Annotated in this window: 24 protein-coding genes and 1 tRNA gene; 13 read left to right on the forward strand and 12 right to left on the reverse strand. The window is 71.7% G+C overall.

The genetic code is table 11. From position 1 onward, the window contains the following. Nucleotides 1-233: 233 nt before the first annotated feature. The gene (mshA, locus tag ACGFNI_RS30620; RefSeq protein ID WP_393688157.1) at nucleotides 234-1,637 is read left to right on the forward strand and encodes a D-inositol-3-phosphate glycosyltransferase; all 1,404 of its coding nucleotides are present in this window, start codon (nucleotides 234-236) and stop codon (nucleotides 1,635-1,637) included. Next, nucleotides 1,630-2,181 carry a YbjN domain-containing protein gene (locus tag ACGFNI_RS30625; protein WP_393688159.1) on the forward strand — a complete coding sequence of 184 codons (552 nt, stop codon included), beginning with the start codon at nucleotides 1,630-1,632 and terminating at the stop codon, nucleotides 2,179-2,181. Before mshA ends, ACGFNI_RS30625 begins: the two co-directional genes overlap by 8 nt. Nucleotides 2,182-2,206: 25 nt before the next feature. Here ACGFNI_RS30625 and ACGFNI_RS30630 read toward each other — a convergent pair whose 3' ends face one another. The 3 genes from ACGFNI_RS30630 to ACGFNI_RS30640 form a co-directional block, all read right to left on the reverse strand. Beyond that, complete coding sequence (locus ACGFNI_RS30630; protein WP_393688160.1) at nucleotides 2,207-3,622, reverse strand: alpha/beta hydrolase family protein; 1,416 nt, start codon at nucleotides 3,620-3,622, stop codon at nucleotides 2,207-2,209. 290 nt (nucleotides 3,623-3,912) lie between these two features. Then, nucleotides 3,913-4,371 (reverse strand): GNAT family N-acetyltransferase, encoded by a 459-nt coding sequence (locus ACGFNI_RS30635; RefSeq protein ID WP_393688339.1) that lies wholly within the window; start codon nucleotides 4,369-4,371, stop codon nucleotides 3,913-3,915. Continuing rightward, nucleotides 4,259-4,756 carry a hypothetical protein gene (locus ACGFNI_RS30640; protein WP_393688162.1) on the reverse strand — a complete coding sequence of 166 codons (498 nt, stop codon included), beginning with the start codon at nucleotides 4,754-4,756 and terminating at the stop codon, nucleotides 4,259-4,261. Before ACGFNI_RS30640 ends, ACGFNI_RS30635 begins: the two co-directional genes overlap by 113 nt. Before the next feature lie 629 nt (nucleotides 4,757-5,385). Between ACGFNI_RS30640 and ACGFNI_RS30645 the strand changes: the two genes are divergently transcribed. Further along, nucleotides 5,386-7,068 carry a glycoside hydrolase family 55 protein gene (locus tag ACGFNI_RS30645; protein ID WP_393688164.1) on the forward strand — a complete coding sequence of 561 codons (1,683 nt, stop codon included), beginning with the start codon at nucleotides 5,386-5,388 and terminating at the stop codon, nucleotides 7,066-7,068. A 65-nt stretch (nucleotides 7,069-7,133) separates the two neighbouring features. On the opposite strand, the gene ACGFNI_RS30650 is transcribed toward ACGFNI_RS30645, so the two are convergent. After that, nucleotides 7,134-8,414, reverse strand: coding sequence for an MDR family MFS transporter (locus ACGFNI_RS30650; RefSeq protein ID WP_393688166.1), 1,281 nt, complete (start codon nucleotides 8,412-8,414; stop codon nucleotides 7,134-7,136). Between the two features lie 261 nt (nucleotides 8,415-8,675). Here ACGFNI_RS30650 and ACGFNI_RS30655 point away from each other — a divergent pair, with 261 nt between their 5' ends. After that, nucleotides 8,676-9,437, forward strand: a complete 762-nt coding sequence (locus ACGFNI_RS30655; RefSeq protein ID WP_393688168.1) for a phosphoglyceromutase — start codon at nucleotides 8,676-8,678, stop codon at nucleotides 9,435-9,437. Nucleotides 9,438-9,537: 100 nt separating this feature from the next. Here ACGFNI_RS30655 and ACGFNI_RS30660 read toward each other — a convergent pair whose 3' ends face one another. Both ACGFNI_RS30660 and phoU read right to left on the reverse strand, forming a co-directional pair. Then, nucleotides 9,538-9,699, reverse strand: a complete 162-nt coding sequence (locus ACGFNI_RS30660; RefSeq protein WP_393688170.1) for a hypothetical protein — start codon at nucleotides 9,697-9,699, stop codon at nucleotides 9,538-9,540. 107 nt (nucleotides 9,700-9,806) lie between these two features. Continuing rightward, nucleotides 9,807-10,484: a phosphate signaling complex protein PhoU gene (phoU, locus tag ACGFNI_RS30665; protein ID WP_393688172.1), complete on the reverse strand. Its 678-nt coding sequence runs from the start codon at nucleotides 10,482-10,484 to the stop codon at nucleotides 9,807-9,809. A 450-nt stretch (nucleotides 10,485-10,934) separates the two neighbouring features. On the opposite strand from phoU, the gene ACGFNI_RS30670 reads away from it, so the two are divergent. Beyond that, nucleotides 10,935-12,260: a sensor histidine kinase gene (locus ACGFNI_RS30670; protein WP_393688174.1), complete on the forward strand. Its 1,326-nt coding sequence runs from the start codon at nucleotides 10,935-10,937 to the stop codon at nucleotides 12,258-12,260. After that, nucleotides 12,257-12,937 carry a response regulator transcription factor gene (locus ACGFNI_RS30675; protein WP_030288822.1) on the forward strand — a complete coding sequence of 227 codons (681 nt, stop codon included), beginning with the start codon at nucleotides 12,257-12,259 and terminating at the stop codon, nucleotides 12,935-12,937. Before ACGFNI_RS30670 ends, ACGFNI_RS30675 begins: the two co-directional genes overlap by 4 nt. A gap of 137 nt (nucleotides 12,938-13,074) precedes the next feature. Here ACGFNI_RS30675 and ACGFNI_RS30680 read toward each other — a convergent pair whose 3' ends face one another. Next, nucleotides 13,075-13,737: a DUF461 domain-containing protein gene (locus tag ACGFNI_RS30680; RefSeq protein ID WP_393688176.1), complete on the reverse strand. Its 663-nt coding sequence runs from the start codon at nucleotides 13,735-13,737 to the stop codon at nucleotides 13,075-13,077. 860 nt (nucleotides 13,738-14,597) lie between these two features. On the opposite strand from ACGFNI_RS30680, the gene ACGFNI_RS30685 reads away from it, so the two are divergent. From ACGFNI_RS30685 to ACGFNI_RS30710, 6 genes are all read left to right on the forward strand, one after another. Next, nucleotides 14,598-15,080: a CarD family transcriptional regulator gene (locus tag ACGFNI_RS30685; protein WP_003953493.1), complete on the forward strand. Its 483-nt coding sequence runs from the start codon at nucleotides 14,598-14,600 to the stop codon at nucleotides 15,078-15,080. Between the two features lie 333 nt (nucleotides 15,081-15,413). Next, nucleotides 15,414-16,163 carry a 2-C-methyl-D-erythritol 4-phosphate cytidylyltransferase gene (ispD, locus tag ACGFNI_RS30690; RefSeq protein WP_393688178.1) on the forward strand — a complete coding sequence of 250 codons (750 nt, stop codon included), beginning with the start codon at nucleotides 15,414-15,416 and terminating at the stop codon, nucleotides 16,161-16,163. Continuing rightward, on the forward strand, nucleotides 16,156-16,674 hold the full coding sequence (ispF, locus tag ACGFNI_RS30695; RefSeq protein WP_393688341.1) for a 2-C-methyl-D-erythritol 2,4-cyclodiphosphate synthase: 519 nt from the start codon (nucleotides 16,156-16,158) through the stop codon (nucleotides 16,672-16,674). Before ispD ends, ispF begins: the two co-directional genes overlap by 8 nt. A 158-nt stretch (nucleotides 16,675-16,832) precedes the next feature. Further along, a complete protein-coding gene (cysS, locus tag ACGFNI_RS30700; protein ID WP_393688180.1) occupies nucleotides 16,833-18,227 on the forward strand; it encodes a cysteine--tRNA ligase in 1,395 nt (464 codons plus the stop codon). Nucleotides 18,228-18,377: 150 nt separating this feature from the next. After that, a complete protein-coding gene (rlmB, locus tag ACGFNI_RS30705) occupies nucleotides 18,378-19,334 on the forward strand; it encodes a 23S rRNA (guanosine(2251)-2'-O)-methyltransferase RlmB (protein ID WP_393688182.1) in 957 nt (318 codons plus the stop codon). 167 nt (nucleotides 19,335-19,501) lie between these two features. Continuing rightward, nucleotides 19,502-21,148 carry a DoxX family membrane protein gene (locus ACGFNI_RS30710; protein ID WP_393688184.1) on the forward strand — a complete coding sequence of 549 codons (1,647 nt, stop codon included), beginning with the start codon at nucleotides 19,502-19,504 and terminating at the stop codon, nucleotides 21,146-21,148. A gap of 78 nt (nucleotides 21,149-21,226) precedes the next feature. On the opposite strand, the gene ACGFNI_RS30715 is transcribed toward ACGFNI_RS30710, so the two are convergent. From ACGFNI_RS30715 to ACGFNI_RS30730, 4 genes are all read right to left on the reverse strand, one after another. Beyond that, nucleotides 21,227-22,222 carry an alpha/beta fold hydrolase gene (locus tag ACGFNI_RS30715; protein WP_393688186.1) on the reverse strand — a complete coding sequence of 332 codons (996 nt, stop codon included), beginning with the start codon at nucleotides 22,220-22,222 and terminating at the stop codon, nucleotides 21,227-21,229. A 146-nt stretch (nucleotides 22,223-22,368) separates the two neighbouring features. Next, nucleotides 22,369-23,097: an NDP-sugar synthase gene (locus ACGFNI_RS30720; protein WP_393688188.1), complete on the reverse strand. Its 729-nt coding sequence runs from the start codon at nucleotides 23,095-23,097 to the stop codon at nucleotides 22,369-22,371. A gap of 30 nt (nucleotides 23,098-23,127) precedes the next feature. Next, nucleotides 23,128-23,547 (reverse strand): hypothetical protein, encoded by a 420-nt coding sequence (locus ACGFNI_RS30725; RefSeq protein WP_393688190.1) that lies wholly within the window; start codon nucleotides 23,545-23,547, stop codon nucleotides 23,128-23,130. Nucleotides 23,548-23,848: 301 nt separating this feature from the next. Continuing rightward, complete coding sequence (locus ACGFNI_RS30730; RefSeq protein ID WP_393688192.1) at nucleotides 23,849-24,985, reverse strand: ABC transporter ATP-binding protein; 1,137 nt, start codon at nucleotides 24,983-24,985, stop codon at nucleotides 23,849-23,851. 176 nt (nucleotides 24,986-25,161) lie between these two features. On the opposite strand from ACGFNI_RS30730, the gene ACGFNI_RS30735 reads away from it, so the two are divergent. Next, nucleotides 25,162-25,235 (forward strand) — tRNA-Thr (locus tag ACGFNI_RS30735). A gap of 150 nt (nucleotides 25,236-25,385) precedes the next feature. Here ACGFNI_RS30735 and ACGFNI_RS30740 read toward each other — a convergent pair. Further along, on the reverse strand, nucleotides 25,386-25,976 hold the full coding sequence (locus tag ACGFNI_RS30740; protein WP_393688194.1) for a LysE family translocator: 591 nt from the start codon (nucleotides 25,974-25,976) through the stop codon (nucleotides 25,386-25,388). Nucleotides 25,977-26,020: the final 44 nt, after the last annotated feature.

Consider the following 26,020-nt stretch of genomic DNA (forward strand, 5'->3'; position numbering starts at 1 on the left):
CGTCCGGCGGCCGGGTCAGGGGCGCCGCCTGCCGGGCGCCGGGCTGCGGGTGCTTCATGCCGGGAGCCGGATCCCGGGCCGCCGCTGATCATGCCGTGGCTCGATCCCGTCCACGACTTGGTCACACTTTGGCAAAGCCGGGCACACGGGGCGCCCGGAGGAATGGGACGGCCATATTCCGTTGTTAGAGGGGGTCGGAGACGCGCAGCCCGCCCAGTAGGAGGTAGCTCGCAGTGAGCTCATACGTGTCCCGGCTCCGCAGCCGTCCGCACGGCCCGTTCCCGGGCCCGGCCAGGCTGCGCATGGGCGCCGCTCGGCGACCGCGCCGGGTGGCCATGCTCAGCGTGCACACCTCCCCGCTCCACCAGCCGGGCACCGGCGACGCCGGCGGGATGAACGTCTACATCGTCGAACTCGCCAAGAAGCTCGCCGCGATCAACATCGAGGTGGAGATCTTCACCCGCGCCACCACCGGCACCCTCCCGCCCTCCGTCGAGCTGGCCCCCGGCGTCCTCGTCCGGCACGTCGACGCGGGCCCCTACGAAGGGCTGGCCAAGGAGGAGCTGCCGGCCCAGCTCTGCGCCTTCACCCACGGCGTGATGCAGACCTGGGCGGGCCACCGCCCCGGCTACTACGACCTCGTGCACTCCCACTACTGGCTCTCCGGGCACGTCGGCTGGCTCGCGTCCGAACGCTGGGGCGTGCCGCTCGTGCACGCCATGCACACCATGGCCAAGGTCAAGAACGCCTCGCTCGCGGCCGGCGACACCCCGGAGCCCGCGGCCAGGGTCATCGGCGAGACCCAGGTCGTCCGCGCCGCCGACCGGTTGATCGCGAACACATCCGAAGAGGCGGACGAACTGGTGCGGCACTACGAGGCCGAGCCTGGCCGGGTCGCCGTCGTGCACCCCGGCGTGAATCTGGACCGCTTCCGGCCCACCGGCGCCACCGGATCCGGGCTCGCCGGAGCCGCGGGCGAGGCCGCCGTCGCCGAGAGCAGGGCCGCCGCCCGCGCCCGCCTCGGGCTGCCGCAGGACGCCGTCATCCCGCTGTTCGCCGGCCGCATCCAGCCGTTGAAGGCGCCCGACGTCCTGCTGCGCGCGGTCGCCGTGCTCCTGGAGGATGACCCCGCGCTGCGCTCGCGCATCGTCGTCCCGGTGGTCGGCGGGCCCAGCGGCAGCGGTCTCGCCAAGCCCGAAGGGCTCCAGAAGCTGGCCGCCAGGCTCGGCATCGCCGACGTCGTACGCTTCCGGCCGCCGGTCGGCCAGGAACAGCTCGCGGACTGGTACCGCGCCGCGTCCGTCCTGGTCATGCCGTCCTACAACGAGTCGTTCGGGCTCGTCGCCATAGAGGCGCAGGCCAGCGGCACCCCGGTCGTCGCGGCTGCGGTCGGCGGCCTGCCGGTGGCGGTGCGCGACGGCGTCAGCGGCTACCTCATCGGCGGCCACGACCCGGCCGACTACGCCCGCGCGCTCGCCCGCTTCGCTGCCGACCCCGCGCAGGCCGCCCGGATGGGGGCAGCGGCAGCCCGGCACGCCCAGTCCTTCGGCTGGGACACCGCGGCCACGGCCACCGGCGACGTCTACTCCGCCGCGATACAGGAGCGCCGCCGTCACCTACGATCACTCCATGGGTGACGACAGGGCGAAGGAGCGGGCGGCCGACCCGACGGCGACGGCTGGTGCGGTGATCGCGCGCACCCTCGACGACGCCGGCCTCGACTGGGAGAGCCCCGCCGACGGCACCTACGTCGTCAAGCTGCCCGGCACCCGCAAGCTCTCCACCACCTGCTCCTTCGTCGTCGGCAAGCACTCCCTGTCCATCAACGCCTTTGTCGTCCGCCGCCCCGACGAGAACCACGAAGCCGTCCACCGCTGGCTGCTGGAGCGCAACACCCGCCTCTACGGCGTCAGTTACGCGATCGACAAGCTCGGCGACATCTACCTCGTCGGCAAGCTCCCGCTCGCGGCCGTCACCGCCGATGAACTCGACCGCATCCTGGGCACGGTCCTGGAGAACGCCGACGGCAGCTTCAACACCCTGCTGGAGATGGGCTTCGCCACGGCGATCCGCAAGGAGTACACCTGGCGGGTCGCCCGCGGCGAATCCACCCGCAACCTCGACGCGTTCGCCCACCTGACCCGGCAGCCCGCGCCGCAGAACCCGGACCGGACACCCTGACTCCGGGACGCCCCGCCCCGCACCCCTACGGGACGAACCGCATCTCCGGGTAGCACCCCGAGGGGCCGTCCAGCAGCCCGCCGTCGTCCCGGCCACGCAGCCACTTGTCGAAGAACGCCGACACATACGCCTTCTGCGCGGCGACCGCCCGCCCGGGATCGACCGTGCCGACCATCTTCGCGACGTCCTTCCCCGGCAGCTTCAGCGCCGCGGCGACCTGCGGTATCAGCGACTCGGCGTCCGTATAGCTCGCATGTGCTCCCCCTTCCAGCATCACTCCGCGGTGCCGGCCCCGGCTGTGCTCCCAGGCGGCGCCCCACGAAGCGACCGTGTGACGGTTGTCGCCGTCCTTCCCCATCAGCATCAACGGCCGGGCCACGCCGTCGGTTCCCACCCGCGAAGGATGCGAGGGATCGTCGTCCTCCTGCGTGTAACCCATGACGCCGTCCATGTTCACCGCCGCCTTGACCCGCCGGTCGTCGTGCAGGGCCAGCGCCGCGGTGAAACCGCCGGCCGAGTGCCCGAGCATGCCGACCGCGTCCAGGTCCAGAGCGCCGCGCAGCCCGCCGGGAAGCCCGCCGCCCGCCGCGGACGGCCCGTCGGCCCGCGCCAACTCGTCCAGCACGAAACGGGTGTCGGCCACCCGCACATCCGTCACCTTCTTCAGCAGCTCGGGAATCCGCCCCGCCTGCTGCGCGCGGGCCATCTCGGCGGGCATCACGCTGCGGGCCACCCGGCCGCCGGGGAACTGCACCGCAGCTGCCTCGTAGGTGTGGTCGATGCTCACCACCACGTAGCCACGGGAGGCCAGTTCGTCGCAGAGGGTGCTGCCGAGCGACCGCGGATCGCCGGCGCCGGGGGAGTAGAGCAGCACCGGCAGCCGCCCGTGGGACCGCTCGGGCGGCGCACCTTGGTGTGCGGCGGTGCGGGTGGCCGCCCAGTCGACGGCGCCCCGCGGCACGTACTCCGAGAAGGCGTTCATCGCGTCGAACCCGGCCGCCTCGCCCGGCAGCATCTGCGGCGCACGCGGATACCGCCCGGCGTCCGCGCCCGCCGGATAGCGCACGCTCACCATCAGCTCGCGGCGCTCCCCTGAAACCCACGGGTCGCGACGCTCGTGGTCGGTCAAGTGCAGGGACACCACGCCCACTCGGTGGGATCCCGTAGGGGCCGGCAGGTGCATCCGGACGGACTTCGGCGCCGGGCGCGCCGAGTCGGCCGATGGCGCGCTCGTCCGCGCCGCGGCCGGCCGCGACGACCCGGCCGGTGTCCCGTCCGCCGCCCCCGCTGACGCCCCGGCGGAGGTGGCGATCAGACTGACGGCCATCACCAGCGCCCCCACCGCCGCCGACCGGCGCACCGACCGCTGCTCCCTGGCCAGCCGGGCTTCCCGCTCCGCGCCTTCCGCCGTACCCGCCCCGGCACCCTCGCCCGTCCCCATGCCCCAGCCCATCCCGTCCTCGCCCCCGATTCGCGCGTCTGCTTCCGCCGACGGCAGGGCGGCGCGGCTGCGGTCCCGTCATTCCCCCGTACCGTGCCCCGTCCCGCGCTGCGCCCTGCCGTGGCCCTTCCAGGATCGTGTTCTGGAGGGGGCCGCGCGATGGTGGGGGCACCCGGCCGGGGGGTGTGGCTAGCACGACCCTGTACCCCGTACCCCCGGAACCACGGCGAAGGAAGTCGTGGCTCTCCGTGCGAAGGAGCGGGACGCCCCCGCGTACGGAGAGCCCGGGATCAGATCCCGAAGGGTGCTGCGTAGCGGACGGTGCCGCTGGGCAGCGGGTGGGCCTCGTCGAGGGTGAGGGCCATCATGGCCTCGTCCGGGACGTCGATGGTCAGGCCGATGCCGTGAGTTGAGGCGCGGGTGAAGCCGAAGCGCGGGTAGTACGTGGGGTGTCCGAGGACGGTGACGTAGTACTCGCCCATCTCCTTGGCTGCCTTGAGGGCGGCGCGGATGGCGGCCGAGCCGGCGCCGCTGTTCTGGTACGCGGGCCGTACGGCGCAGGGGGCCAGGCACAGGGCCGGGGTGTCGCCGATGTGGCAGCGGGTCAGCAGGGCGTGGCCGATGGCCTTGCCGTCCTCATCGGTCGAGACGAAGGACAGGCCGTCGATCCAGGAGGAGTCGGCGCGCAGCACGTCGACGAGATCGGCCTCGGCCGGGGTCTCGAAGGCGGCGAGGTTGATGTCGCGGATGGCGGGGATGTCGGCGCCGGTCTCGGGGCGGGTGGTCCAGTTGGTCATGGTGGGTGTTCCGTTCGTGTGTGTGGACGGGGTCGTGGCGGTGGAGTACGTAGGCGGCGTAGTTGTCGTGGCCGCCGTGCTCGCGCCGCAGAGTGCTCTCTTCCTGTAGTGCGGCCAGCGCCTGGCTCATGCCGGGCCGCGCCGGGTCGGCGTGGGCGAACCGGCAGGTGCGGGCGAGCTGTTGGATCTCCGCGAAGGTGTGGTCCGGCCCGTCCCCTGCGTCGTGCAGGCCGACCGCACGCAGACCGGGGGTGCCCAGCAGGACCCCGCCGGTGGGCAGCGGGAGCAGCTCTCGCCAGGCGGTGGTGTGCCTGCCCTTGCCGTCGGTGGCGCGCACGGCACCGACGGCCAACAGGTTCTGGCCCAGCAGGCGGTTGCGGTGGAGCGCACCAGCGTGGACCGCCGCTCCAGCACCACGGCCACCACGGGTACACGGCCCGGTGGGGGGTGAAGGCGTGCTCGCACGCCTTCACCCCGGCCGAAGTCCGCGAGGGAAGGCGAAAAGGGAAGGAAAGAAGGTGGTTGAGACAACGTGGAGACCCTTGGGAAAGGACCCCGATAGGCGCAAAGCGCGGGCCTCCCGCCTGCCGACAGGCTCGGGCGGGGGCGTGAACTTCAGGTCAGACCGGGGCCCGGGACGTGAGGATGGTCCGGGCACTGCACACGGCAGCGGCCTCTACGGCAGTCATCAACTCACCTCCCACTTCTGGTCCCGCAGCGGACCCGGTTGTCCCTGCTCCTGGAACCGTAACAGTCCCACTCGTCGGCGCCTCCGCGTCCGGAGAGCGGGGTGACGTCCGAGGGGGGATCCCGGACGGCCTGCGGTCCTGGTCAAGAGCGGCGAGGCGCCCGCCCCTCCGTCCGCCCCCTTCCGTCGGACCCCGTCGCGTGGCATCCTCACGCCGTCTGTGACGTGAACAACGTCCACGTATATGAATTCGGTCGGTGGCGGCGGAAGGCGGGCTCATGGGGATCAGCAGGCGAGGGCTGCTCGGCAGCGCGATCGGCGTCGCGGCGACGGCCGCCGCGGGAACCGTGCCGGCCGCCGCGGCAGAGGCCGCCTCCAGAGGTGGGCGTCGCCAACACACCACCCTCTGGGACGAGTTCAAGGCCGCCCCGTACACCCATCCGCAGATCCCCTACGTGGGCCGGGCCGGCTACCGCGGCGGCGCCGCCTTCCCCCGACGTCCCGTAGTGGCCGACGTCGTCCGGGACTACGGCGCGGCACCGGACGGTTCGGCCGACGCCGCCCCCGCCATCAACCGCGCCATCCGCGACGCCGGCCGCGACGGCGGTGGGACGGTGTACGTCCCGCCCGGCACCTACCGCATCGACGACCTCATCAGGATCGGCCACGACCGCGTCGTACTGCGCGGCGCCGGCAGCGGACGCACCACCCTGCACGCCACCCGCAGCCTCACCGACCTCATCGGCCCCTACGGGAGCCGCTACGGCGGCGACAAATCCAGCTGGTCATGGGCGGGCGGCCTCATCTGGCTCTGCCCGCAGGCCCGTTGGGATGCGCTGACCGACGCGATCAAGGACCGGGACTGGCCGTTCGAGGGGTGGACGGGCAACCGCCGCGACGAGTGGCGCACGCTCACCGCCGTCACCGCACCGGCCCGGCAGGGCGACGACACCCTCACCGTGGCGGACACCACCGCCCTCAGGCCCGGCGCCCGCGTCCTCCTCCACCTGTCCGACGACGCCGGCCACACCCTCCTGCGGCACATGAGCGGCGACATCCCGGGCGCCGCGTCCTACCCCTGGAGCGACAAGACCAAGCTGACCTCGTACGTCCCCTACGAGTGGCCCTGCCGGGTCGCGTCCGTCGACCATCGCCGCCGCCGCGTGACCATCGACCGCCCGCTGCCCCTCGACGCACGCCCCGCCTGGCAGCCCCGACTCGCCACCCCCATACGCCCATTGACCGGCGCGGGTGTCGAGGGACTCACCCTCGAAATGACCGAGACGCCGCAGTCCCCGCACCTGCTCGACAAGGGCTACAACGGCGTCGCCCTCCAGTGCGCGTGGGACTGTTGGCTGGACGACGTCCACGTCCGGCACGCCGACAACGGCTTCCTCCTGGTCGCCGCCAAGGCGTGCACCCTGCGCCGTACGCGCGTCTCCGGGCGCGGCAGCCACCACCCGTACTGCTGCCGCGAGGGCTCGCACGACAACCTCGTCGAGGGCTTCGCGATCGAACGGCGTACCGTCCCCGCGCCGCCCGGCACCCAGTTGCACGGCATCAACGTCGAGGGCCTGTCCAGCCACAACGTCTGGTCACGCGGCCGGATGGCGATGGGCACCTTCGACAGCCACCGCGGGCTGCCGTTCGCCAACGTCCGCACCGACATCACCGTCACCAACGACGGTGCGCACGGCGGCGATGCCAGCGCCGGGCCCCTCTACGGCGCCCGGTTCACCCACTGGAACATCACCGTCACCAACCACCGCGCGGGCTGCGTCAAGCTCGACGGCATCGCCCCGTACAGCGCGACCGTCGCCCTCAGCGAGGTGACGGAGTTCGGCCAGATCGACACCCCGGACTTCACGGGCCCCCTGCACACCCGCATCGCCGCCTACGGCCACCCGGAGGCGGCCTGCCCGCCCAACCTGTATGAGGCACAACGGGAGTTGCGGCTCTGAGCGCCGCGGCCGGTCCCTTACGGGGCCGGTCCCTTACGGGCTCAGCCCCTTACGGGTCCGGCGCCTCACGCCACCGGTTCGGCCGCTGCCGCCGCCTCGCCGGCCCCCGGGCGGCTCTCCGCCCTGGTCGTGCCCGTGGCGGCCGGGAGGTTGCGCAGCAGCAGGCCGTAGCCGACGGCCGCGACGGTCCCGACGACCGCGCAGCCGGCCCACAGGACGTCCGCCCCGTAATGGTCGATGACCGTGCCGCCTACCAGCGGCGCGGCCAGCGAGGCGACCGCCCAGGACAGCGCGTACGTGCCCTGGTAGCGACCGCGCCCGTGGGTCGGCGAGAGGCGGACGACCAGGCCCATCTGGGTGGGCGCGTTGATGATCTCGCCGAGCGTCCAGACCGCCACCGCGAACGTGTACAGCGCCACCGATCCGCCCAGCGCGTTGAGCCCGAAGCCGTAGCCGGCCAGCAGGGCCGAGCCGATCAGCAGCGCGGCGGGGCTGCGGTGCTCGATGAAGCGGGTGACCGGGATCTGGAGGAGCACGATCAGCACGCCGTTGGCGGCGATGATCAGGCCGAAGTCGGCACTGGAGAAGCCGTGTTGGCCCATCGAGACCGGCAGCGAGACATACGCCTGCTGGAAGACCAGCGCGAGCAGGAGGTTCAGGCCGACGACGGTCATGAAGCGGCCGTCGCGCAGCACCGTCAGCATGGACACCGCGGACGGGGCGGGCCCTGAGGCGTCGGCGGAGCCCGCCGTGGGACGCGACTCGGGCAGCTTCCGGAAGACGACCAGGGCGCAGACCAGCACCAGCGTCGCCTCGCCCAGGAAGAGCGCCAGATAGCCGTGCTCGGCGATCAGCCCGGCGGCGGCCGATGAGAAGGCGAAGCCGAGGTTGATCGCCCAGTAGTTGAGCGCGTAGGCACGCACCCGGTCCTCGGGGGCGACGATGTCCGCCATCATCGCCTGGACCGCGGGCCGCGAAGCGCTCGACGCCATGCCGACGACGCAGGCCACCGCGGCGATGCCGACCGGCGATTCCATGAAGCCGAGCAGCGCGACCGAAGCGGCCGTGGAAAGCTGCGCGATCAGCATCGTCGGCCGCCGCCCGAGCCGGTCCGTCAGGATCCCGGAGCCCACGGAAGCGACCACCCCGCCGAGCCCGTACAGCGCGCCGACGAGACCCGCGTACGAGGCGGAGTAGCCGCGCTCCACGGTCAGGTAGAGCGCCAGAAACGTCGCGACGAACCCGCCGAGACGGTTGATCAGGGTGCTGGTCCACAGCCACCAGAACTGGCGGGGGAGACCGGAAACGCTCTCCCTGGCGGCTCGTGCGAGACGGGCTGCGGACATGAAGGTTCCCCCGGGCGGTGTGGGCGGCGGACGCGGCGGGACCGCATCCCGGCCGTGCGGACGGTGCCCTGGCGCGACACCCCAGTGGCTGGTGCGTTGACCGAAAACTACTGATCACGGGCGAGCCGCCGCCACCGGATTGACGGGAGCCGTCAAGCGTCGGGCGACCGGCACCGGCGGCCTCGCGAGGCGCCCCCGTGCCCCTTCCAACCGCCCGGGGCACGGCAGGGACACGGCCGGTATTCGATTACGCTCGATGCCATGGCCGACGCACCGTACAAGCTGATCCTCCTCCGCCACGGCGAGAGCGAGTGGAACGCGAAGAACCTGTTCACCGGCTGGGTGGACGTCAATCTCAACGAAAAGGGCGAGAAGGAGGCGGTCCGCGGCGGAGAGCTGCTCACGGACGCCGGCCTGCTCCCCGACGTGCTGCACACCTCCCTCCAGAAGCGCGCCATCCGCACCGCGCAGCTGGCCCTGGAGGCCGCCGACCGCCACTGGATCCCGGTCCACCGCAGCTGGCGCCTGAACGAGCGCCACTACGGCGCGCTCCAGGGCAAGGACAAGGCGCAGACGCTCGCCGAGTTCGGCGAGGAGCAGTTCATGCTGTGGCGCCGCTCGTACGACACCCCGCCGCCCGCCCTGGAGGACGGCGCCGAGTTCTCGCAGAGCGACGACCCGCGCTACGCCGACATCCCCAGCGAGCTGCGCCCGCGCACGGAGTGCCTCAAGGACGTCGTCACCCGCATGCTGCCGTACTGGTACGACGGCATCGTCCCGGACCTCGTCGCCGGCCGCACGGTCCTGGTCGCCGCGCACGGCAACAGCCTCCGCGGCCTGGTCAAGCACCTCGACGGGATCTCCGACGCGGACATCTCCGGCCTGAACATCCCCACCGGCATCCCGCTCTACTACGAGCTGGACGCCGACTTCCGCCCGGTCAAGCCCGGCGGCACCTACCTCGACCCGGAGGCCGCCAAGGCCGCCATCGAGGCAGTGAAGAATCAGGGGAAGAAGAAGTAGCACCCCACACCCGAGCCCCCCGCCTGCGGTTGCGTCCGCCGACGGGGGGCTCGGTGCTGCTCGGTTCCGGTGCTGCTCGGTTTCTGCCAGGTCCGCGGTGCTACCCGCAGCAGCCGCCGCACTGGCACGGCGCGCCGGACTGGCAGCCGCAGCCGCAGCCGGAGCCGCAGCCGCAGGCGCCGAGCAGGGGCAGACGTGGGCGGGCGGCGTCCGCCGGCTCGTCGCGGTCGGTGGCGTCGTGGGAGTCCGTGCGCAGTGCCATGAATTGCCTCCTCGGGATCACCTGCCGCCATTGCAAGCCCGCGCAGAGCGGCGCGTCAACGGCGCGTGGAGGCACGCGGCAGCGGCGCACGGTGGTGCGCCCTGCCCCTACGCGCCCTCGACCGCCGTCGGCGGAGCGATCTCGTCGGCGTGCTCGCCGGTCACCAGGTAGACGACCCGCTTGGCCACGGACACGGCGTGGTCAGCGAACCGCTCGTAGTAGCGGCCCAGCAGCGTCACGTCCACGGCGGTCTCGATGCCGTGCTTCCAGCGGTCGTCCATCAGGTGCTGGAAGAGCGCGCGGTGCAGCAGGTCCATCGCGTCGTCGTCCTGCTCCAGTTGGAGGGCCAGATCGACGTCCTTGGTGATGATGACCTCGGCCGCCTTGGCCATCAGGCGCTGCGCCAGCTGCCCCATCTCCAGGATGGTGGCGTGCAGATCGCGCGGCACGGCCGTCTCGGGGAAGCGCAGCCTGGCCAGCTTGGCGACGTGCTGGGCGAGGTCGCCCGAGCGCTCCAGGTCGGCGCTCATCCGCAGGGAGGTGACGACGATCCGCAGGTCGGTGGCGACCGGCTGCTGACGGGCGAGCAGGGTGATGGCCCGCGCCTCCAGATCGCGCTGGAGGCCGTCGACCTTCTCGTCGGCGGCGATCACGCTCTCGGCGAGCTTGAGGTCCGCGTCGAGTATCGCCGTGGTGGCGCGCCCGATCGCGGAGCCGACGAGCCGGGCCATCTCGACCAGACCTTCGCCGATCGAATCCAGCTCCTCGTGGTACGCGTCCCGCATCTGTGACCTTCTCTCGCATCGAGTGGTGGTGTGGGAATCCCGCGGTACGGAACGGCTCGGTGCACGCTCCGCTCCCACGCTCCCACGGTCTGTGCGCGCACGGACCTGACTCCGGGAAGAGGCTTCCGCACGGTGCTCACAGTGGGCGGACCGCGCGACGTGCGGTGCCATCCGGAGTGAAGCGCGACTGACGTCAAGGTGAACTCTGGGCGACGCGACCGGGGGCCCCGGGCGGCGCCGGGTGCCGTGAACGGGCCACCGGAGGTAGGGGAAGGCGGCGTTCCGGGCGTCACAGGGGCCGGTGGACGACTCGCGGGGACGCCCCGGCGGCCCGTTCGCGGAGCCCGGGGTGAACCGCCACCGACGCCACGGTGAACTCTGGGCGACGGGTGTTCGAGCAGACACTCGCACGGCTGGGGAAGTGTCCGACCAGGCGCATAACCTGGGGTCATGAACGTGGACGCGGCCGTCGCCGCAGTGGCAGCGATAGCCGGGTTGTGCACCGGCGTCTTCGCCATGCTGGCGTTCCGCTGGAGCGAGCGCGACCAGACCAAGCCCACGCGGACATCCCTGCACACCGACGCCGTGCTCCCGCCCGGCGTCGACACCGTCCTCTCGGTGCTGCGCTCATCCGCGGTGGTGCTGGACGAGGCCGACTCCGTCGTCAAGGCCAGCTCCGCCGCGTACGCGCTCGGTCTCGTCCGCGGCGGCAAGCTCGCCGTCGAGCCGATGATGCAGATGACCCGCGACACCCGCAGGGACGGCGAGATACGCCAGGTCGAGCTGGATCTGCCGCGCCGCGGCACCGGCCGCGGCGACGCCCTCGCGGTCTCCGCCAGGGTCGCCCCGCTCGGCTCCCGGCTGGTACTGCTGCTCGTCGAGGACCTCACGGAAGCCCGTCGCATAGAGGCGGTGCGCCGCGACTTCGTGGCCAACGTCAGCCATGAGCTGAAGACGCCGGTCGGCGCGCTGTCGCTGCTCTCCGAGGCGGTGATGGACGCGAGCGACGACCCCGAGGCCGTCACCCGCTTCGCCGGCCGGATGCAGAACGAAGCGACCCGGCTCACCAACCTCGTCCAGGAGCTGATCGACCTCTCCAGGGTCCAGAACGACGACCCCCTGGAGGACGCCGAACCGGTCCGGGTGGAGGAACTGGTCGAGGAAGCGGTCGACCGCTGCCGCCAGCAGGCCGGCGCGAAGCAGATCACCATGGCGTCGAACCTGGGCGTGCCCACCGGCTCGTCCGTCGAAGGCAGCCCGGTGCGCGGCGCCGCCGACACCTCCGACCTGTACGTGTGGGGCAACCGCGGCCAGCTCGCCGCCGCCCTCGGCAATCTCGTGGAGAACGCCGTCAACTACTCCCCGGCGCGCACCCGCGTCGGGATCGCCGGCCGCCGGGTGTCCGCCCCCAGCGGCGACCTGATCGAGCTCGCGGTGACCGACCAGGGCATCGGGATCTCCGAGAAGGACCGGGACCGCGTTTTCGAGCGGTTCTACCGTGTGGACCCGGCGCGCTCGCGCGCCACCGGCGGGACCGGCCTCGGCCTCGCCATCGTCAAGCACGTGGCCGCCTCCCACGGGGGAGAGGTCACGGTGTGGAGCGCTGAGGGACAGGGCTCCACCTTCACCCTGCGTCTCCCGGAAGCCGGAGCCGTACGCGACCGCGAACGGCCGGCCGACCCCACCGCTACGGAGGTCCTCGACGAAGAGGACCGGCCGTACGAGACCTTCAACGATCCGCTTCCAGCTCACCCTGCCCCGGAGGTCCTTCCGTGACCCGAGTGCTTGTCGTCGAGGACGAGGAATCGTTCAGCGACGCACTGTCGTACATGCTCCGCAAGGAGGGATTCGAGGTCGCCATCGCGGCTACGGGCCCCGACGGACTGGACGAGTTCGAGCGCAACGGCGCCGACCTGGTCCTGCTGGACCTGATGCTGCCGGGCCTGCCCGGCACCGAGGTCTGTCGCCAGCTGCGTGGCCGCTCCAACGTCCCGGTCATCATGGTGACCGCCAAGGACAGCGAGATCGACAAGGTGGTCGGCCTGGAAATAGGAGCCGATGACTACGTCACCAAGCCGTTCTCCTCGCGGGAGCTGGTCGCCCGCATCCGCGCGGTGCTGCGGCGCCGCGGCGAACCGGAGGAGGTCACTCCGCAGGCACTCGAAGCCGGCCCGGTCCGTATGGACGTGGACCGCCACGTCGTGACGGTCGGCGGCGGCAAGGTCGACCTGCCGCTCAAGGAGTTCGACCTGCTGGAGATGCTGCTGCGCAACGCCGGCCGGGTGCTGACCCGTATGCAGCTCATCGACCGGGTGTGGGGCGCCGACTACGTGGGCGACACCAAGACCCTGGACGTGCACGTCAAGCGGCTGCGCGCCAAGATCGAGCCGGACCCGGGCGCGCCGCGCTACCTCGTCACGGTCCGCGGCCTGGGCTACAAGTTCGAGCCGTAAACACCACGCGGCGGCGCGGCACCACCACCGGCCGCGCCGGCCGCCCGCAGTACGCGTCAGGGGCGCCCCTCCCAGCCGGAGGGGCGCCCCTGACGCGTAGCGCTGTCGCGGTGGCCGCCCAGGAGGGCGGCGGGCGGTCAGTGACCGGCGTGCGCCCCCTGGCCCGCGCCCTCAGGCGTCCCCGCACCCGCGGGGCTCCCGGTACCGGTCGGCTCGCCCGACTCGGCAGGCTTGCCGGACTCCGACGGCTTGGCGGTGCCCGACGGCGTCACGCCCGGCTGCGGCACGATCTCGGGGCCGTAGTCCTTGAAGTAGCCGTTCGCCGGGACGACGTAGGCCCCCAGCTGGACGGTGCCGGTCTCGCTGAAGCTGAAGCTGACGGACTGCGCGTTGCCGTCCTGGACGGCCTCCCGGCCTTCCGCCAGGATCGCGGTGGCGTTGCCCTTGCCGCCGATCACGACGGAACCGCCGGCCGGCACGGTGATCGGGCCGCTGCCCTTCACCGGGGCGAGCTTGGCCTTCTTGCCGGTGCCCACGAGGGTGATGGAGGTCAGCTTCTGGTCCTTGGTGCCGCTGTTGAACACCGTCGCGGTGATCGCGGCCGGACCCTTGGCCTTGATGTCGGGCTGGGTGACCACGGACGCGTTCTGGACCTTGATGTCGCCGACGGTGGTCGCGGCGTTGTCCGGCTTGACCTCCAGCGTCTGGGCGTCGTTCCCGGCCCCGCACGCGGAGAGCGTGGCGATCGAGAGCGTAAGGACGGTGGCGGCGAGGACGCCGCGTCGAAGGCTGCGGCTCACGGCGGCGGCATCTCCTTGGACGAGCTTCGGCGGCCGAACTTCGTCCGGTCGCGGTGGACGGCTGGGGCGGCCGTGGCGTACGCGTCATGACGACGGGTGCGTAAAGCCGCCCTAAGGGTGTGTCAGCGCCGCTAGGTTACCGAGCCGCCCTCGCGCCGCCGCACCCGACCCGCCCCTGAGTGATCACGCCCCGGATCGGCGGCAGCGGACACGGGCCGGACGCGTCCGGCGAACAGCACGGCGCGCGCCGCACCCGCCCCTCCCCATCCGCCTCTCCTCATCCGCCTCTCGCGCCATCCGCCTTCACCGAAATCCCCGCCGTATCCCCGCCCTATCTCCGCCCTCATCTCCGTCCACATCTCCGGTCTCTTCGTGGTCTTCCCTGCGCAGCGGGGAGGGAACGCAGGTCGGTAAGCCGGGGAATACGAGCGAAGAGACCGTTCGGGTGGCCGGGCCGCCGGATTCCGTGACGGTTTCCCCGATGAAATGGAGTATTCGCAGGGAATGCGGACGCGTCACGGAATTGATCACGTGCCTTCCGCCGCCGGAGGGTGATCAATTCGAGAAACCCGACCGGGGTGCTCGCGCGCACCGAACGGAGTAGCGGAAGTCGCTCATACGGATCCGCGCAAACCGGGACTTTCGTCCTGTTGATCAACGACTTCCCGACGTGTCGCGGGCATGTTTCCGCTCGCCTGAGAAGGGGCTCCCACCTGCGAATACCTGCCCGCGGCGGCCCCTCGCAGCACGTTCCAGGCGTAGTTGTCAAGCCCCGAGATATGCCCTGACCTGCGAAAACGCCATTCAGAACGGCCCGTTCACGTGTTAGCATGGATAGCCACGGAAGGGGTACCTGTCACATGACGTTCAAGGTTGGCGACACCGTGGTCTATCCCCATCACGGGGCCGCGCTGATCGAGGCCATCGAAACTCGCCAGATCAAAGGCGTGGACAAGACCTACTTGGTGCTGAAGGTCGCCCAGGGCGATCTGACGGTTCGTGTGCCAGCGGACAATGCGGAGTTCGTCGGCGTACGCGATGTGGTCGGCCAGGACGGGCTGGACCGGGTCTTCGAGGTGCTGCGTGCACCGTATGCCGAAGAGCCGACGAACTGGTCCCGTCGCTACAAGGCAAATCTCGAGAAGCTCGCTTCTGGTGACGTGATCAAGGTCGCCGAGGTCGTCCGCGACCTGTGGCGTCGGGAGCGCGAGCGCGGACTCTCCGCCGGTGAGAAGAGGATGCTCGCCAAGGCGCGCCAGATCCTGGTGAGCGAGCTGGCCCTCGCGGAGAACACCAACGAAGACAAGGCCGAGGCTCTGCTCGACGAGGTCCTCGCGTCCTGACGACGCAGGCTGTGCCGGAGCGATCTGCGGTGAGGTGACGCAGATGGTCCCGGTGCAGTGATGCAACGCAGCAATGCCGCGGTGCCCGAGTGACGACTTCCCCTCCGGGAGAGGTCTGTTGCCGGGCGCTGCGGCATATCTGCGGCCCTTCCCGGTCCCGGGCCCTGATCGCCGGCCAGGTGGCGTGCCGGGCTGGGGCAGCTGCCTCGACCACTGTCACGGAAGGGGCGGTCAAGGCGTTGCGCCCGGCACGCTGTGGCCATACCCACCCCGGCTGAGGCAACAAACCTGTCTGCGCCAATTCCGGGAACACCCCGGACTCCGGAGCCTTCGATGCCAGATTCTTCCCGTCCGATCCGCACCGCGGCGGTCATCCCCGCCGCAGGCCGCGGGGTACGGCTCGGCCCCGGCGCCCCCAAGGCGCTGCGCGCGCTGGGCGGCACCCCGATGCTCGTGCACGCGGTCCGCGCGATGGCCGCGTCCCGGGCCGTCTCCCTCGTCGTCGTGGTCGCGCCGCCGGACGGTGCGCCCGGGGTCCGCAGCCTGCTCGACGAGTATCCGCTCGGTGATCGCACCGAACTCGTCGTCGTCCCGGGCGGCGAGACCCGGCAGGACTCCGTGCGCCGCGGGCTCGCCGCGCTCCCCGATGACATCGACGTGGTGCTGGTGCACGACGCCGCGCGCCCGCTGGTGCCGGTCGACACCGTCGACGCGGTGATCGCCGCCGTGCGGGCCGGGGCCCCGGCCGTCGTCCCCGCGCTGCCGCTCGCCGACACCGTCAAGCAGGTCGGGCCGGGCTCCCCGGGCGAGCCGGAGCCGGTGACCGGCACTCCGGAGCGGGCCCTGCTGCGGGCCGTGCAGACTCCGCAGGGCTTCGACCGGGAGACCCTGCTCAAGGCGCACGGGACGGTCGCCGTCGAGGGCGAGGGTGCCACCGACGACGCGGGGCTCGTGGAACGGCTGGGGGCCCCGGTGGTGGTGGTTCCCGGCCACGAGGAAGCGTTCAAGGTGACCCGGCCGCTGGACCTCGTCCTGGCCGAGGCCGTACTCGCCCGTAGGAGGGCCACCGATGGCTATGTCTGAGCCGACCACCGGATCCGGAGCCGACGGGCTGCCGGGACTGCCCCTCGTCGGCATCGGCACGGACGTGCACGCCTTCGAGCGGGGCCGCGAGCTGTGGTGCGCCGGGCTTCTCTGGGAGGGCGAGGAGTACGGCCTGGCCGGGCACAGCGACGGTGACGTGGCCGCGCATGCCGCCTGTGACGCGCTGTTCTCCGCGGCCGGCATCGGCGACCTCGGCGCGCATTTCGGCACCAGCAGGCCCGAGTGGTCCGGCGCCTCCGGGGTGACGCTGCTGGCCGAGGCCGCGCGCCTGGTGCGGGCCGAGGGTTTCGCGATCGGCAATGTCGCGGTGCAGGTCATCGGCGTACGCCCGAAGGTCGGCAAGCGGCGGGACGAGGCGCAGAAGGCGCTGTCGGCCGCGGCGGGTGCGCCGGTCTCGGTGTCGGGGACGACCTCGGACGGGCTGGGGCTCACCGGCCGCGCGGAGGGCCTCGCGGCGGTGGCGACGGCACTGGTGGTCCGCAGGGCGTAGCGCGTGCGGCGAGGGGCCCGGGTTTCGCGGGCGTGCGGCGGAATGGCCGGGTCCGGTACGCCGGGTGAATCCCCGCGAATCGGGCGAGTGTCACGCTTGTGTCCCCGCGTGGCCGAAGGGGTCGCGGGGCACTCCCTCATTCCGACTACCCTGGTTCCGTGACGATTCGCCTGTACGACACCAGCGCCCGGCAGATTCGCGATTTCACCCCGCTCACGCCGGGCTGTGTCTCGATCTACCTGTGTGGCGCGACCGTGCAGGCCGCCCCGCACATCGGGCACATCAGGTCGGGACTGAACTTCGACATCATGCGCCGCTGGTTCGCCCACCGCGGCTACGACGTGACGTTCGTGCGCAACATCACGGACATCGACGACAAGATCATCAAGAAGTCCGCCGAGCAGGGCCGCCCGTGGTGGTCGATCGGTTACGAGAACGAGGTCGCCTTCAACGCGGCGTACGACGTGCTCGGCTGCCAGCGGCCGACGTACGAGCCGCGGGCGACCGGCCACATCCCCGAGATGATCGAGATGATGCGCGGCCTGATCGAGCGTGGCCACGCCTACGCCGTCGACGGCAACGTCTACTTCGACGTGCGCTCCTTCCCCGGCTACCTGGAGCTGTCCAACCAGGAGCTTGACAAGCTCAAGCAGCCGTCGGGCGAGGGTGAGACCGGCAAGCGTGACTCCCGGGACTTCGCCATGTGGAAGGCGGCCAAGGAGGGCGAGCCCAGCTGGGAGACCCCGTGGGGCCGCGGCCGTCCCGGCTGGCACCTGGAGTGCTCGGCGATGGCGCACAAGTACCTGGGCAGCGCCTTCGACATCCACGGCGGCGGCGTCGACCTCGTCTTCCCGCACCACGAGAACGAGATCGCGCAGGCCAAGGCGTACGGCGACGACTTCGCCGCCTACTGGACGCACAACGCCTGGGTGACCATGAGCGGCGAGAAGATGTCCAAGTCGCTGGGCAACTCCGTGCTGGTCAGCGAGATGGTCAAGCGCTGGCGGCCGATCGTGCTGCGCTACTACCTGGGCACCCCGCACTACCGCTCGATGATCGAGTACAGCGAGGAGGCGCTGCGCGAGGCCGAGTCGGCGTTCGCGCGGATCGAGGGCTTCGTCCAGCGGGTCGTCGAGAAGGCCGGGGTCGTCGAGCCGGCGCCCGAGGTCCCGCCGGCCTTCGCCGAGGCGATGGACGATGATCTGGGCGTCCCGCAGGCGCTGGCGATCGTGCACACCACCGTCCGGCAGGGAAACTCCGCGCTGACCGCCGACGACAAGGAAGCCGCCGTCGCCAGGCTGGCCGAGCTGCGGGCGATGCTCGGTGTGCTCGGCCTCGACCCGCTCGACGAGCACTGGTCGGGCGGCGGCGCGGACCGCGGCGACGACCTGCACGGCGTGGTCGACTCGCTGGTCCGCCTGGTGCTCGACCAGCGGCAGGCCGCCCGTACCCGCAAGGACTACGCGACCGCCGACGCCATCCGCGACCAGCTCCAGCAGTCAGGTCTCGCCATCGAGGACACCCCGTCCGGGCCGCGCTGGTCGCTGTCCTGACCCCGAAGTGAGCCCGGCGTGATCTCCGTCGTGACCCCCGGCCGCCGTCCGGATTCGCCCTTGGCGGTGGCCGCGGGCGACACTCAATCCATACGTTCGTACCCACTCCACGTCGCGAGACGTCGAGAGCAGTGAAGAAACAGGTGACCCATGGCCGGCAACAGCCAGCGCAGGAACCGCCGCACGTCCAACAAGAAGGGCGCGCAGGTCGGCAGCGGCGGCCAGCGACGCCGGGGCCTGGAAGGCAAGGGGCCGACCCCGCCCGCCTCCGCGCGCAAGGGGCATGTCAAGAACCGGGTGGCCAACGCCAAGGCGAAGCAGGCGGCTGCGCGCCGTCCCGCGCCGCGGCGCGGCGGCGCGAAGGGCACGTCGGAGCTGGTCGTCGGCCGTAACCCGGTCTTCGAGGCGCTGCGCGACGGGGTGCCGGCGACGGTTCTCTACGTCCAGCAGTTCATCGACACCGACGAGCGGGTGCGCGAGGCGCTCCAGCTCGCCGCGCAGCGCGGCGACATCAACCTCATGGAGGCGCCGCGCCCCGAGCTGGACCGGATGACCAACGGCCTCAACCACCAGGGGCTGGTCCTCCAGGTACCGCCGTACGACTACGCGCACCCCGAGGACCTGGCCGCCGCCGCGTTCGACGAGGGCGCGGAGCCGCTGATCGTGGCGCTCGACGGGGTCACCGACCCGCGCAACCTCGGCGCCGTCGTCCGCTCCGTGTGTGCCTTCGGTGGCCACGGCGTGGTCGTGCCGGAGCGCCGCGCGGCCGGGATGACGGCCGGTGCGTGGAAGACGTCGGCCGGTACCGCGGCCCGTACGCCGGTCGCCCGTGCCACCAACCTGACCCGGACGCTGGAGCAGTACCAGAAGGCCGGTCTGACGGTCGTCGGTCTCGCCGCGGACGGCGAGATGGAGCTGCAGGACGTCGCGGCGCTGGACGGGCCTGTCGTCATCGTCGTCGGCAGCGAGGGCAAGGGCCTGTCGCGACTGGTCGGCGAGACCTGCGACGTGCGGGTGCGGATTCCGATGCCGGGTGGCGCGGAGTCGCTGAACGCCGGTGTCGCCGCCGGTGTCGTCCTGTGGGAGGCGGCGCGCCGGCGCGGCTGAGGGAGTGCGCGGGAACCGGCCGTCCAGGAGGGCGGCCGGTACGGCACCGCAGTCCAGGGCAAGACATGACGCTCCGTACGAATTCCGGTGATCCCGTGACCTTTTGACGGGTCTCGGACAGATCGGCGCGGTCAAAGCAGTGTCTTAACCGCTCGTCACTCGGTTAGATGAGCGTGGACACCAGAACACCCCGCACACCTACGGGGGGACGCTCGCCCGGCTTCGACGACGAGCCGCTGCTGAGCTCGGTCAAGGTGGCGTGCGACCCCGCGCAGGTCGTCGTCAACCACGCCAGCTTCCGCGTGCAGCTCGCCGCGCCCGTCGTGAGCCGGGCCATGGCTTCGGCCGCGCGCCTCCCCGTCGTCGGGGGAACGGCAGGCGGCGCCAGGCGACGTGCCCCCGTGGTGTGGAGCGGCCGTACGGATCCGGGCGGCCAGGCCGGCGCCACCACCCAACTCCTGCGCGCGGTCCGCCATGCGGGCCTCGGTCAGGCCAGGCCGGGCGACGACACCGGCACCACCCAGGTCCTGCCCCGGGTGCGGCTCGACGACGGGGCACCGCCCCCCGCGGCCACCGTCGTCGGGCAGCGCGGCCCCACCGACTCCGACACCGCGCTGCTGCGCGGCGTGCGGCCCGTCGGCGGCGCGTACGACGGCACGGGCCACGACGCCTACGACGGCGCGTACGGCGGCCCGTATTCCCGCGACGCGTACGCCGAGGACCGCTACGAAGCGCGGGAGCGCTACGACCCGGCGGGCCGGCGGCGCACCACCGACAGCGTCCGGCACGCCTACTATCCGGGGCGCCGGATGAACCTCGGCGTCGTCCTGCTGCCGCTGCGCATCTTCCTCGGCCTGATCTCCATCTACGCCGGGATGGGCAAGCTCTGCGACCCCGTCTACTTCGACGGCGGCGAGCGCGGCTCCATGGTCAAGTGGATGCTGTCGCTCGACCCCTGGGCGCTGGCCGTCCCGCTGCGCGACTTCGCCGTCGGGCACCCGGTCGGGGCCGGCCTGACCGTCGCGTTCCTCCAGGTCGTGGTCGGAGTCCTGACCATCTGCGGCCTGTGGCAGCGGCTGGCGGCCTCGTTCGGGGCACTGCTCTCCGCCGCCCTGCTGATGACCGTCACCTGGCGCACCGTCCCGGCCTATGACGCGCCGGACATCATCTACCTCGCCGCCTGGAGCCCGCTGATCATCGCGGGTGCGCCGGTCTACTCCATGGACGCCCGGCTGGCAGGCGAGGCATGGCGGCGGCTCGGCCCGCGCGTCGACGTCAGCGACCTGCGGCGCCGGGTACTGCGCCGGGGCGCCGTGCTGACGGCCGTGATCGCGGGCCTCACACTGCTCATCGGCTCGCTGCTCGGCGGGGCCGTACGGTCCGCGACGGTTCCGCCCGTGCCGCGCCCGGGTGAGCCGGCGATCAACAACCTGCCCGGTTCGCCGCTGCCCAGCCCGCGCCGTCACTTCACCCGGCCCCAGCAGTCCAGGACCGCGGCCCCGCAGCCCGCCGGTTCGCCGACGGCGGGCGCCTCGCACACCGCGGGCCCGTCGGGCACGCCGTCCGCATCGGCCCCCGGCAGCTCCCCGTCGGCCGGCGCCACCAGCGGCACCGCGCAGCAGCCCGGCGCGACCACCAGCGGTGCGCCGCAGCGGACCGAGCCGACCCGGGCCCCGGCCCCCACCCAGGCGTCGCCCTCATCGGGCGGCACCGGCGGCGGCGCCACCGGCGGCGGCTCGGACGACGAAGGGTCCGACGGCTCAGGCAGCGGCTCCCGGCACCACGGCGGCACCCTGGGCGGCCTGCTGGGCTGACCCGCGCGCCGCCTGCCACGGCCCTCGAACACCCCGTACGCGGAGGGGAGTTCGGGGGCCGTGGGGTGTGCGGTCCGGCTACCGCGCGGGGTCCAGCAGCGACCGCAGCCAGTCGACGAGGAGGCGGTTGACCTCGTCGGGGCGCTCCTGCTGCAGCCAGTGGCCGCAGCCGTCGATGAGGTGCGAGGAGACCAGGCCGGGCAGGGTGGCGGGGAAGGCGTCGATGGCGTCGGCCATCCAGGTCGTGGAGGCGTCCAGGGCGCCGCCGATGAACAGTGCGGGCTGCGTGAGCAGGGCTCCGTCCAGGGCGCTCAGGTCCGCCCAGTCGCGGTCGGCGTTCCGGTAGCGGTTGAGCGCGCCGGTCAGCCCGGTCCGCTCGAACTCCTCGGCGTAGACGTCGAGATCGGCCTCGGTCAGCCAGGACGGTACGGCGCCGCGGACGAAACGGTCGGACATCCGGCCGCCGCCGGGAACGAAGAAGTGCCCGTGGCCGCCGTCCGCCGGCATCGTGTCGCCGGACAGCGAGGCGTAGAACCCCGCGAGCCAGCCACGGACGTCCGGCTCGATCTCCGCCTCGGCCCGGCCCGGTTCCTGGAAGTAGCTGACGTAGAACTCCTCGTCGCCGCCGATGGCCGCGAACGCCTCGGTCGGCCGGTGGCCGTTGCGGGGCGCGTAGGGGACGCCGAGCAGGGCGACGGCGGTGCAGACGTCGGGGCGCAGCAGCGCCGTGTCGGCGGCGATGGGGGAGCCCACGTCGTGACCCACGAGCGTCGCGGTCCGTTCTCCCAGGGCGTGCACGACCGCGACGTTGTCGGCGACGTGCGCCGCCATCCGGTAGCCGGCGACGTCGGCGGGCTTCGACGAGCGTCCGTAGCCGCGTACGTCGATCGCGACCGCGCGGTAGCCCGCCGCGGCGAGCGCCGGGAGTTGGTGGCGCCACGCGTACCAGCTCTCGGGGAAGCCGTGGAGGAGGAGCACCAGAGGGCCCGAGCCCTGCTCCACCAGATGGATGCGGCCGTCGGGGACGTCCACCAGGCGGTGCGTGACGTCCGGCAAGGGGGCGGGCTGCGGCATACGTCCTCCCGGAGGAATGCGGGCTCGTGGCGACCGGCCGCTCTGCGCGCGGCCGGTACGGCGGAGCATGCGGCAGCGGGCGGAGCGGCCGTGAGCAATTTTGCCGTTCCGGCAAAGCCGGGCGGTCAGAACGTACGCCGGAGGTCTCAACTCGGGTGCGTGCCAAGCTCCTTGGCGGCTTCGATGAGGTCCTTGGTGGTGTCGATGGCCCGCCAGTAGGCGCCGTGCGGGAGCGGGTAGCCGGCCAGGCGGCGCTCGCGGGCGAGCCGCGGGAAGGTGGTGCGCTCGTGGTCGCCGCGTACCGGCAGCAGGTCGGCGAAGGCGGCGGAGAAGACGTAGACGCCGGCGTTGATGAGGTACGGCGATGGCGGCGCCTCGATGAAGTCCAGGACGTGCCCGAACTCGTCGGTCTCCACGACGCCCCACGGGATCCTGGGGCGGGCCAGCGCGAGGGTGGCGTCGACGCCGCGTTCGTCGTGGAAGGCGGCCATCTCGCGGAGCGGGAAGCGGGTCCAGATGTCGCCGTTGGTGGCGTACCAGGGTTCGTCGGGGCGGGGGAGTGCGGCGGCTGCGTATTTGAGCCCACCGCCGCGTCCCAGCGGTTCGGTCTCGACAACTGTCGTGACGCTCAAGGGGAGTTCGGTCTCGTCCAGCCAGTCCTGGAGTACGTGGGCGAGGTGGCCGCAGGAGACCACCGCGTCGGTGACGCCTTCCGAGGCCAGCCAGGCGAGCTGATGGCCGATGATCGGGGTTCCGGTTCCGGGAATCTCGACCATCGGCTTGGGGCGGTCGTCGGTGTACGGACGGAGGCGCGAGCCCTGGCCTCCTGCCAGGACAACGGCCTGCGTGGGGCACGGGGGTGGGGCGACTGTCATGATTCGCACCCTATGCGGTGCGAGTCCGGGTCACTGGGCGTCGGCGACGCCGGTGGCGAAGGAGGTGTCGCAGACCGGGCGGGAGAACGCCTGGGCGCGATGCGCGGCACCGTACTTGTTGACCGCGGCCCGGCCCAGCGCCTGCGCGATCGACATGCAGTGCTTGGCGAGGGAAGGCCGTTCGGTGGTGGCCTTCTGAAGATGCGTCAGGGCGATCCCCGGATCCTTCTCCTGGAGCTCGACCAGGAGGCGGTCCCGGAGGACGTCCTGCGGGGCGCGGGGGGCGGCGGCCTTGGCGGCGACCTTGCCTGAGGACGCGGTCAGCACCTGCGAGTCGGTGGCCGTCGAGGCCCACGGCACGCGGGTGACCGCGAGCGTCCCGGAGAGGACGAGGACGACGGGAAGGACGAGGGCGAGAGTTCTGCCGATACGGCGGGCTGCGGAGTTCACGGTCGCGATGGTAGCGAGGGGTGACGACGTGGCGACATTTGGTCACCTTATCGAGGGATGGAACGGCCGTCGGGGCAGTGGCGATGTTGACGTACAGATTCGAAAAGCGGTCTGCGGTGGGGGGTTTGGGGTGTCCGGCGGTGTGGCGCGTCCGTGCAGGGGAGGGGCGGTGCGGTACCCGGCCGGCCTCGTGCGGCGCGCCCGCAGACGGAGGGGCGGCGCGGCACCTGGCCGCCCCGCCCCTCCGTCTTCTTCGTCTACGCCGGGTCGTCGCCACTGCTGTCGCCGCCCGGCCGCCTGCTCAGTCGCTCAGCCGCTCGCCCGATGACGTCGAGAAGACGTGCGTCTCGCCCGGCAGCGGCACGACGTGCAACTGCGTGCCCTTCGCCGGCACCTGGCGGCCGTTGACCCGTACGACCAGGTCCTTGACCTCGCCGCCGACCTCGGCGGAGCCGTAGACGTAGCCGTCGGCGCCCAGTTCCTCGACGATGTTGACCGTGACGGCCAGGCCCGCGGGCGCGTCGGCGGACGCCTTGGACAGCGACTTCGCGGCGGCGCCGTTCTGCTCGACGATCTCGAAGTGCTCGGGCCGTACGCCGACGGTGACCGTCGTGTCGCCCTTGTCCGCCGCCGATGCCAGCGCCTCGCGGTTGACCGGCACGACGCTGTTGCCGAACTTCACCCCGCCGTCGGTGATCGGCACCTCCACGAGATTCATCGCAGGGGAACCGATGAACCCTGCCACGAACAGGTTCGCCGGCCTGTCGTACATGTTCCGCGGCGAGTCGACCTGCTGGAGCAGCCCGTCCTTGAGCACCGCGACCCGGTCGCCCATCGTCATCGCCTCGACCTGGTCGTGGGTGACGTAGACGGTGGTGATGCCCAGGCGCCGCTGGAGCCCGGCGATCTGCGTACGGGTCTGCACGCGCAGCTTCGCGTCGAGGTTGGACAGCGGCTCGTCCATGAGGAACACCTGCGGTTCCCGGACGATCGCCCGGCCCATCGCCACCCGCTGCCGCTGGCCACCGGACAGCGCCTTGGGCTTGCGCCCGAGGTACTCCGTCAGGTCGAGGATCTTCGCCGCGTCCTCGACCTTCTGCCGGATCTCGGCCTTCGGCACCCCGGCGATCTTGAGGGCGAAGCCCATGTTGTCCGCGACGGTCATGTGCGGGTAGAGCGCGTAGTTCTGGAACACCATGGCGATGTCCCGGTCCTTGGGCGGAAGGTGCGTGACGTCACGGTCGCCGATGCGGATGGCCCCGCCGTCGACGTCCTCAAGACCGGCGAGCATGCGCAGCGAGGTCGACTTGCCACAGCCGGAAGGGCCGACCAGGACGAGGAACTCACCGTCCTCGATGGCGATGTCGAGCTTGTCGACCGCGGGCTTGTCGGAACCCGGGTAGATCCGGGATGCCTGGTCGTAGGTGACCGTAGCCATGGTGATGTGTCCCTTCACCGGCAGGAACGTGCCGGACGATCCGAGTAAAAGGAGTGGTGTGGCCCACAAATGCGGGCTCCCGGAGACGCTACCTGCGGCGACGCCCGGTGTCAGTAGCCCACCGGTCACGAAATGGCGACCGGCATCCGGCGCGCCTGGGTACACTGCTTCCGCACGCCTCCTTAGCTCAGCTGGCCAGAGCACCGCTCTTGTAAAGCGAAGGTCGTCGGTTCGAATCCGACAGGGGGCTCTGAGTGGGAGCGTTATGACCTGCGGGTTTTCGCCGCAGGGGCGCTGTGATCGGCCCCGGACCTGGTGTCCGGGGCCTTTTGCGTGAGCGGTGCGTGAGGGGACGTGTCGCCAAGTTCCGTCATGGCGGCGGATTTTCCGGGGGGTTTTGTCACGCTTGCCCTGCGTGCGGGGGGGAAGAGACGAGGCGGGCTGCGGTCTCGGCGATCGACAGGTCGGCCTCGCCGCCACCCTCTGCTGCTACAGACGGCTCCTCCGCCTCAGCGCATAGGGCACGGTCTAAAGGCCACCGGCCAGGAACGTCACACCGATGCCGCCCAGTGCGAACACCGGCCCCCACGTCGATCGCGGTACGCACCGTCTTACGTGTCAGAACCGTGCTCAGGTACCCGATCGCAGTGACATACAACGTCCACCATGCGGCCGCGCACAGCACGACCAGACCGCCCAGGAGGAGCGACTGCTCGAACGCTGACCCCTGCACCAAGAACTGGGGCATGAATGTGAGGTAGAAGATCAGCGCTTTGGGATTGAGTACGTTGTTGAGGAATCCCTGCAATGCTGCGGTACGGACATTCCCCGGCGCTGACTGTGGCGTAATGGATTGCCGTCGAGGCCGGTGCACGACCGAAAAGATCGATAGCGCGCCCAGCAGTACCAGGTATCCTCCACCGACCACCCGCAGGAGATTCAAAATCGCGGTGCTCGCGGCCAGGAATGCGGCGAGGCCACTGGCCGTCACGAGAGTGAGTGCCGATGGTTCCGCACGAGCTGCACGTCAGGCCC

It is taken from the genome of Streptomyces sp. NPDC048644 (genome assembly GCF_043199105.1).
GTDB lineage: Bacteria > Actinomycetota > Actinomycetes > Streptomycetales > Streptomycetaceae > Streptomyces.

What these genes read in the sequence shown, in the direction of transcription:
- ACGFNI_RS30625 (WP_393688159.1), top strand. Translation starts at nt 1,630, where the DNA reads ATGGGTGACGACAGGGCGAAGGAGCGGGCGGCCGACCCGACGGCGACG.
- ACGFNI_RS30630 (WP_393688160.1), bottom strand. Translation starts at nt 3,622, where the DNA reads ATGGGGACGGGCGAGGGTGCCGGGGCGGGTACGGCGGAAGGCGCGGAG.
- ACGFNI_RS30645 (WP_393688164.1), top strand. Translation starts at nt 5,386, where the DNA reads ATGGGGATCAGCAGGCGAGGGCTGCTCGGCAGCGCGATCGGCGTCGCG.
- ACGFNI_RS30650 (WP_393688166.1), bottom strand. Translation starts at nt 8,414, where the DNA reads ATGTCCGCAGCCCGTCTCGCACGAGCCGCCAGGGAGAGCGTTTCCGGT.
- ACGFNI_RS30655 (WP_393688168.1), top strand. Translation starts at nt 8,676, where the DNA reads ATGGCCGACGCACCGTACAAGCTGATCCTCCTCCGCCACGGCGAGAGC.
- ACGFNI_RS30660 (WP_393688170.1), bottom strand. Translation starts at nt 9,699, where the DNA reads ATGGCACTGCGCACGGACTCCCACGACGCCACCGACCGCGACGAGCCG.
- phoU (WP_393688172.1), bottom strand. Translation starts at nt 10,484, where the DNA reads ATGCGGGACGCGTACCACGAGGAGCTGGATTCGATCGGCGAAGGTCTG.
- ACGFNI_RS30670 (WP_393688174.1), top strand. Translation starts at nt 10,935, where the DNA reads ATGAACGTGGACGCGGCCGTCGCCGCAGTGGCAGCGATAGCCGGGTTG.
- ACGFNI_RS30685 (WP_003953493.1), top strand. Translation starts at nt 14,598, where the DNA reads ATGACGTTCAAGGTTGGCGACACCGTGGTCTATCCCCATCACGGGGCC.
- ispD (WP_393688178.1), top strand. Translation starts at nt 15,414, where the DNA reads ATGCCAGATTCTTCCCGTCCGATCCGCACCGCGGCGGTCATCCCCGCC.
- ispF (WP_393688341.1), top strand. Translation starts at nt 16,156, where the DNA reads ATGTCTGAGCCGACCACCGGATCCGGAGCCGACGGGCTGCCGGGACTG.
- rlmB (WP_393688182.1), top strand. Translation starts at nt 18,378, where the DNA reads ATGGCCGGCAACAGCCAGCGCAGGAACCGCCGCACGTCCAACAAGAAG.
- ACGFNI_RS30710 (WP_393688184.1), top strand. Translation starts at nt 19,502, where the DNA reads ATGAGCGTGGACACCAGAACACCCCGCACACCTACGGGGGGACGCTCG.
- ACGFNI_RS30715 (WP_393688186.1), bottom strand. Translation starts at nt 22,222, where the DNA reads ATGCCGCAGCCCGCCCCCTTGCCGGACGTCACGCACCGCCTGGTGGAC.
- ACGFNI_RS30720 (WP_393688188.1), bottom strand. Translation starts at nt 23,097, where the DNA reads ATGACAGTCGCCCCACCCCCGTGCCCCACGCAGGCCGTTGTCCTGGCA.
- ACGFNI_RS30730 (WP_393688192.1), bottom strand. Translation starts at nt 24,985, where the DNA reads ATGGCTACGGTCACCTACGACCAGGCATCCCGGATCTACCCGGGTTCC.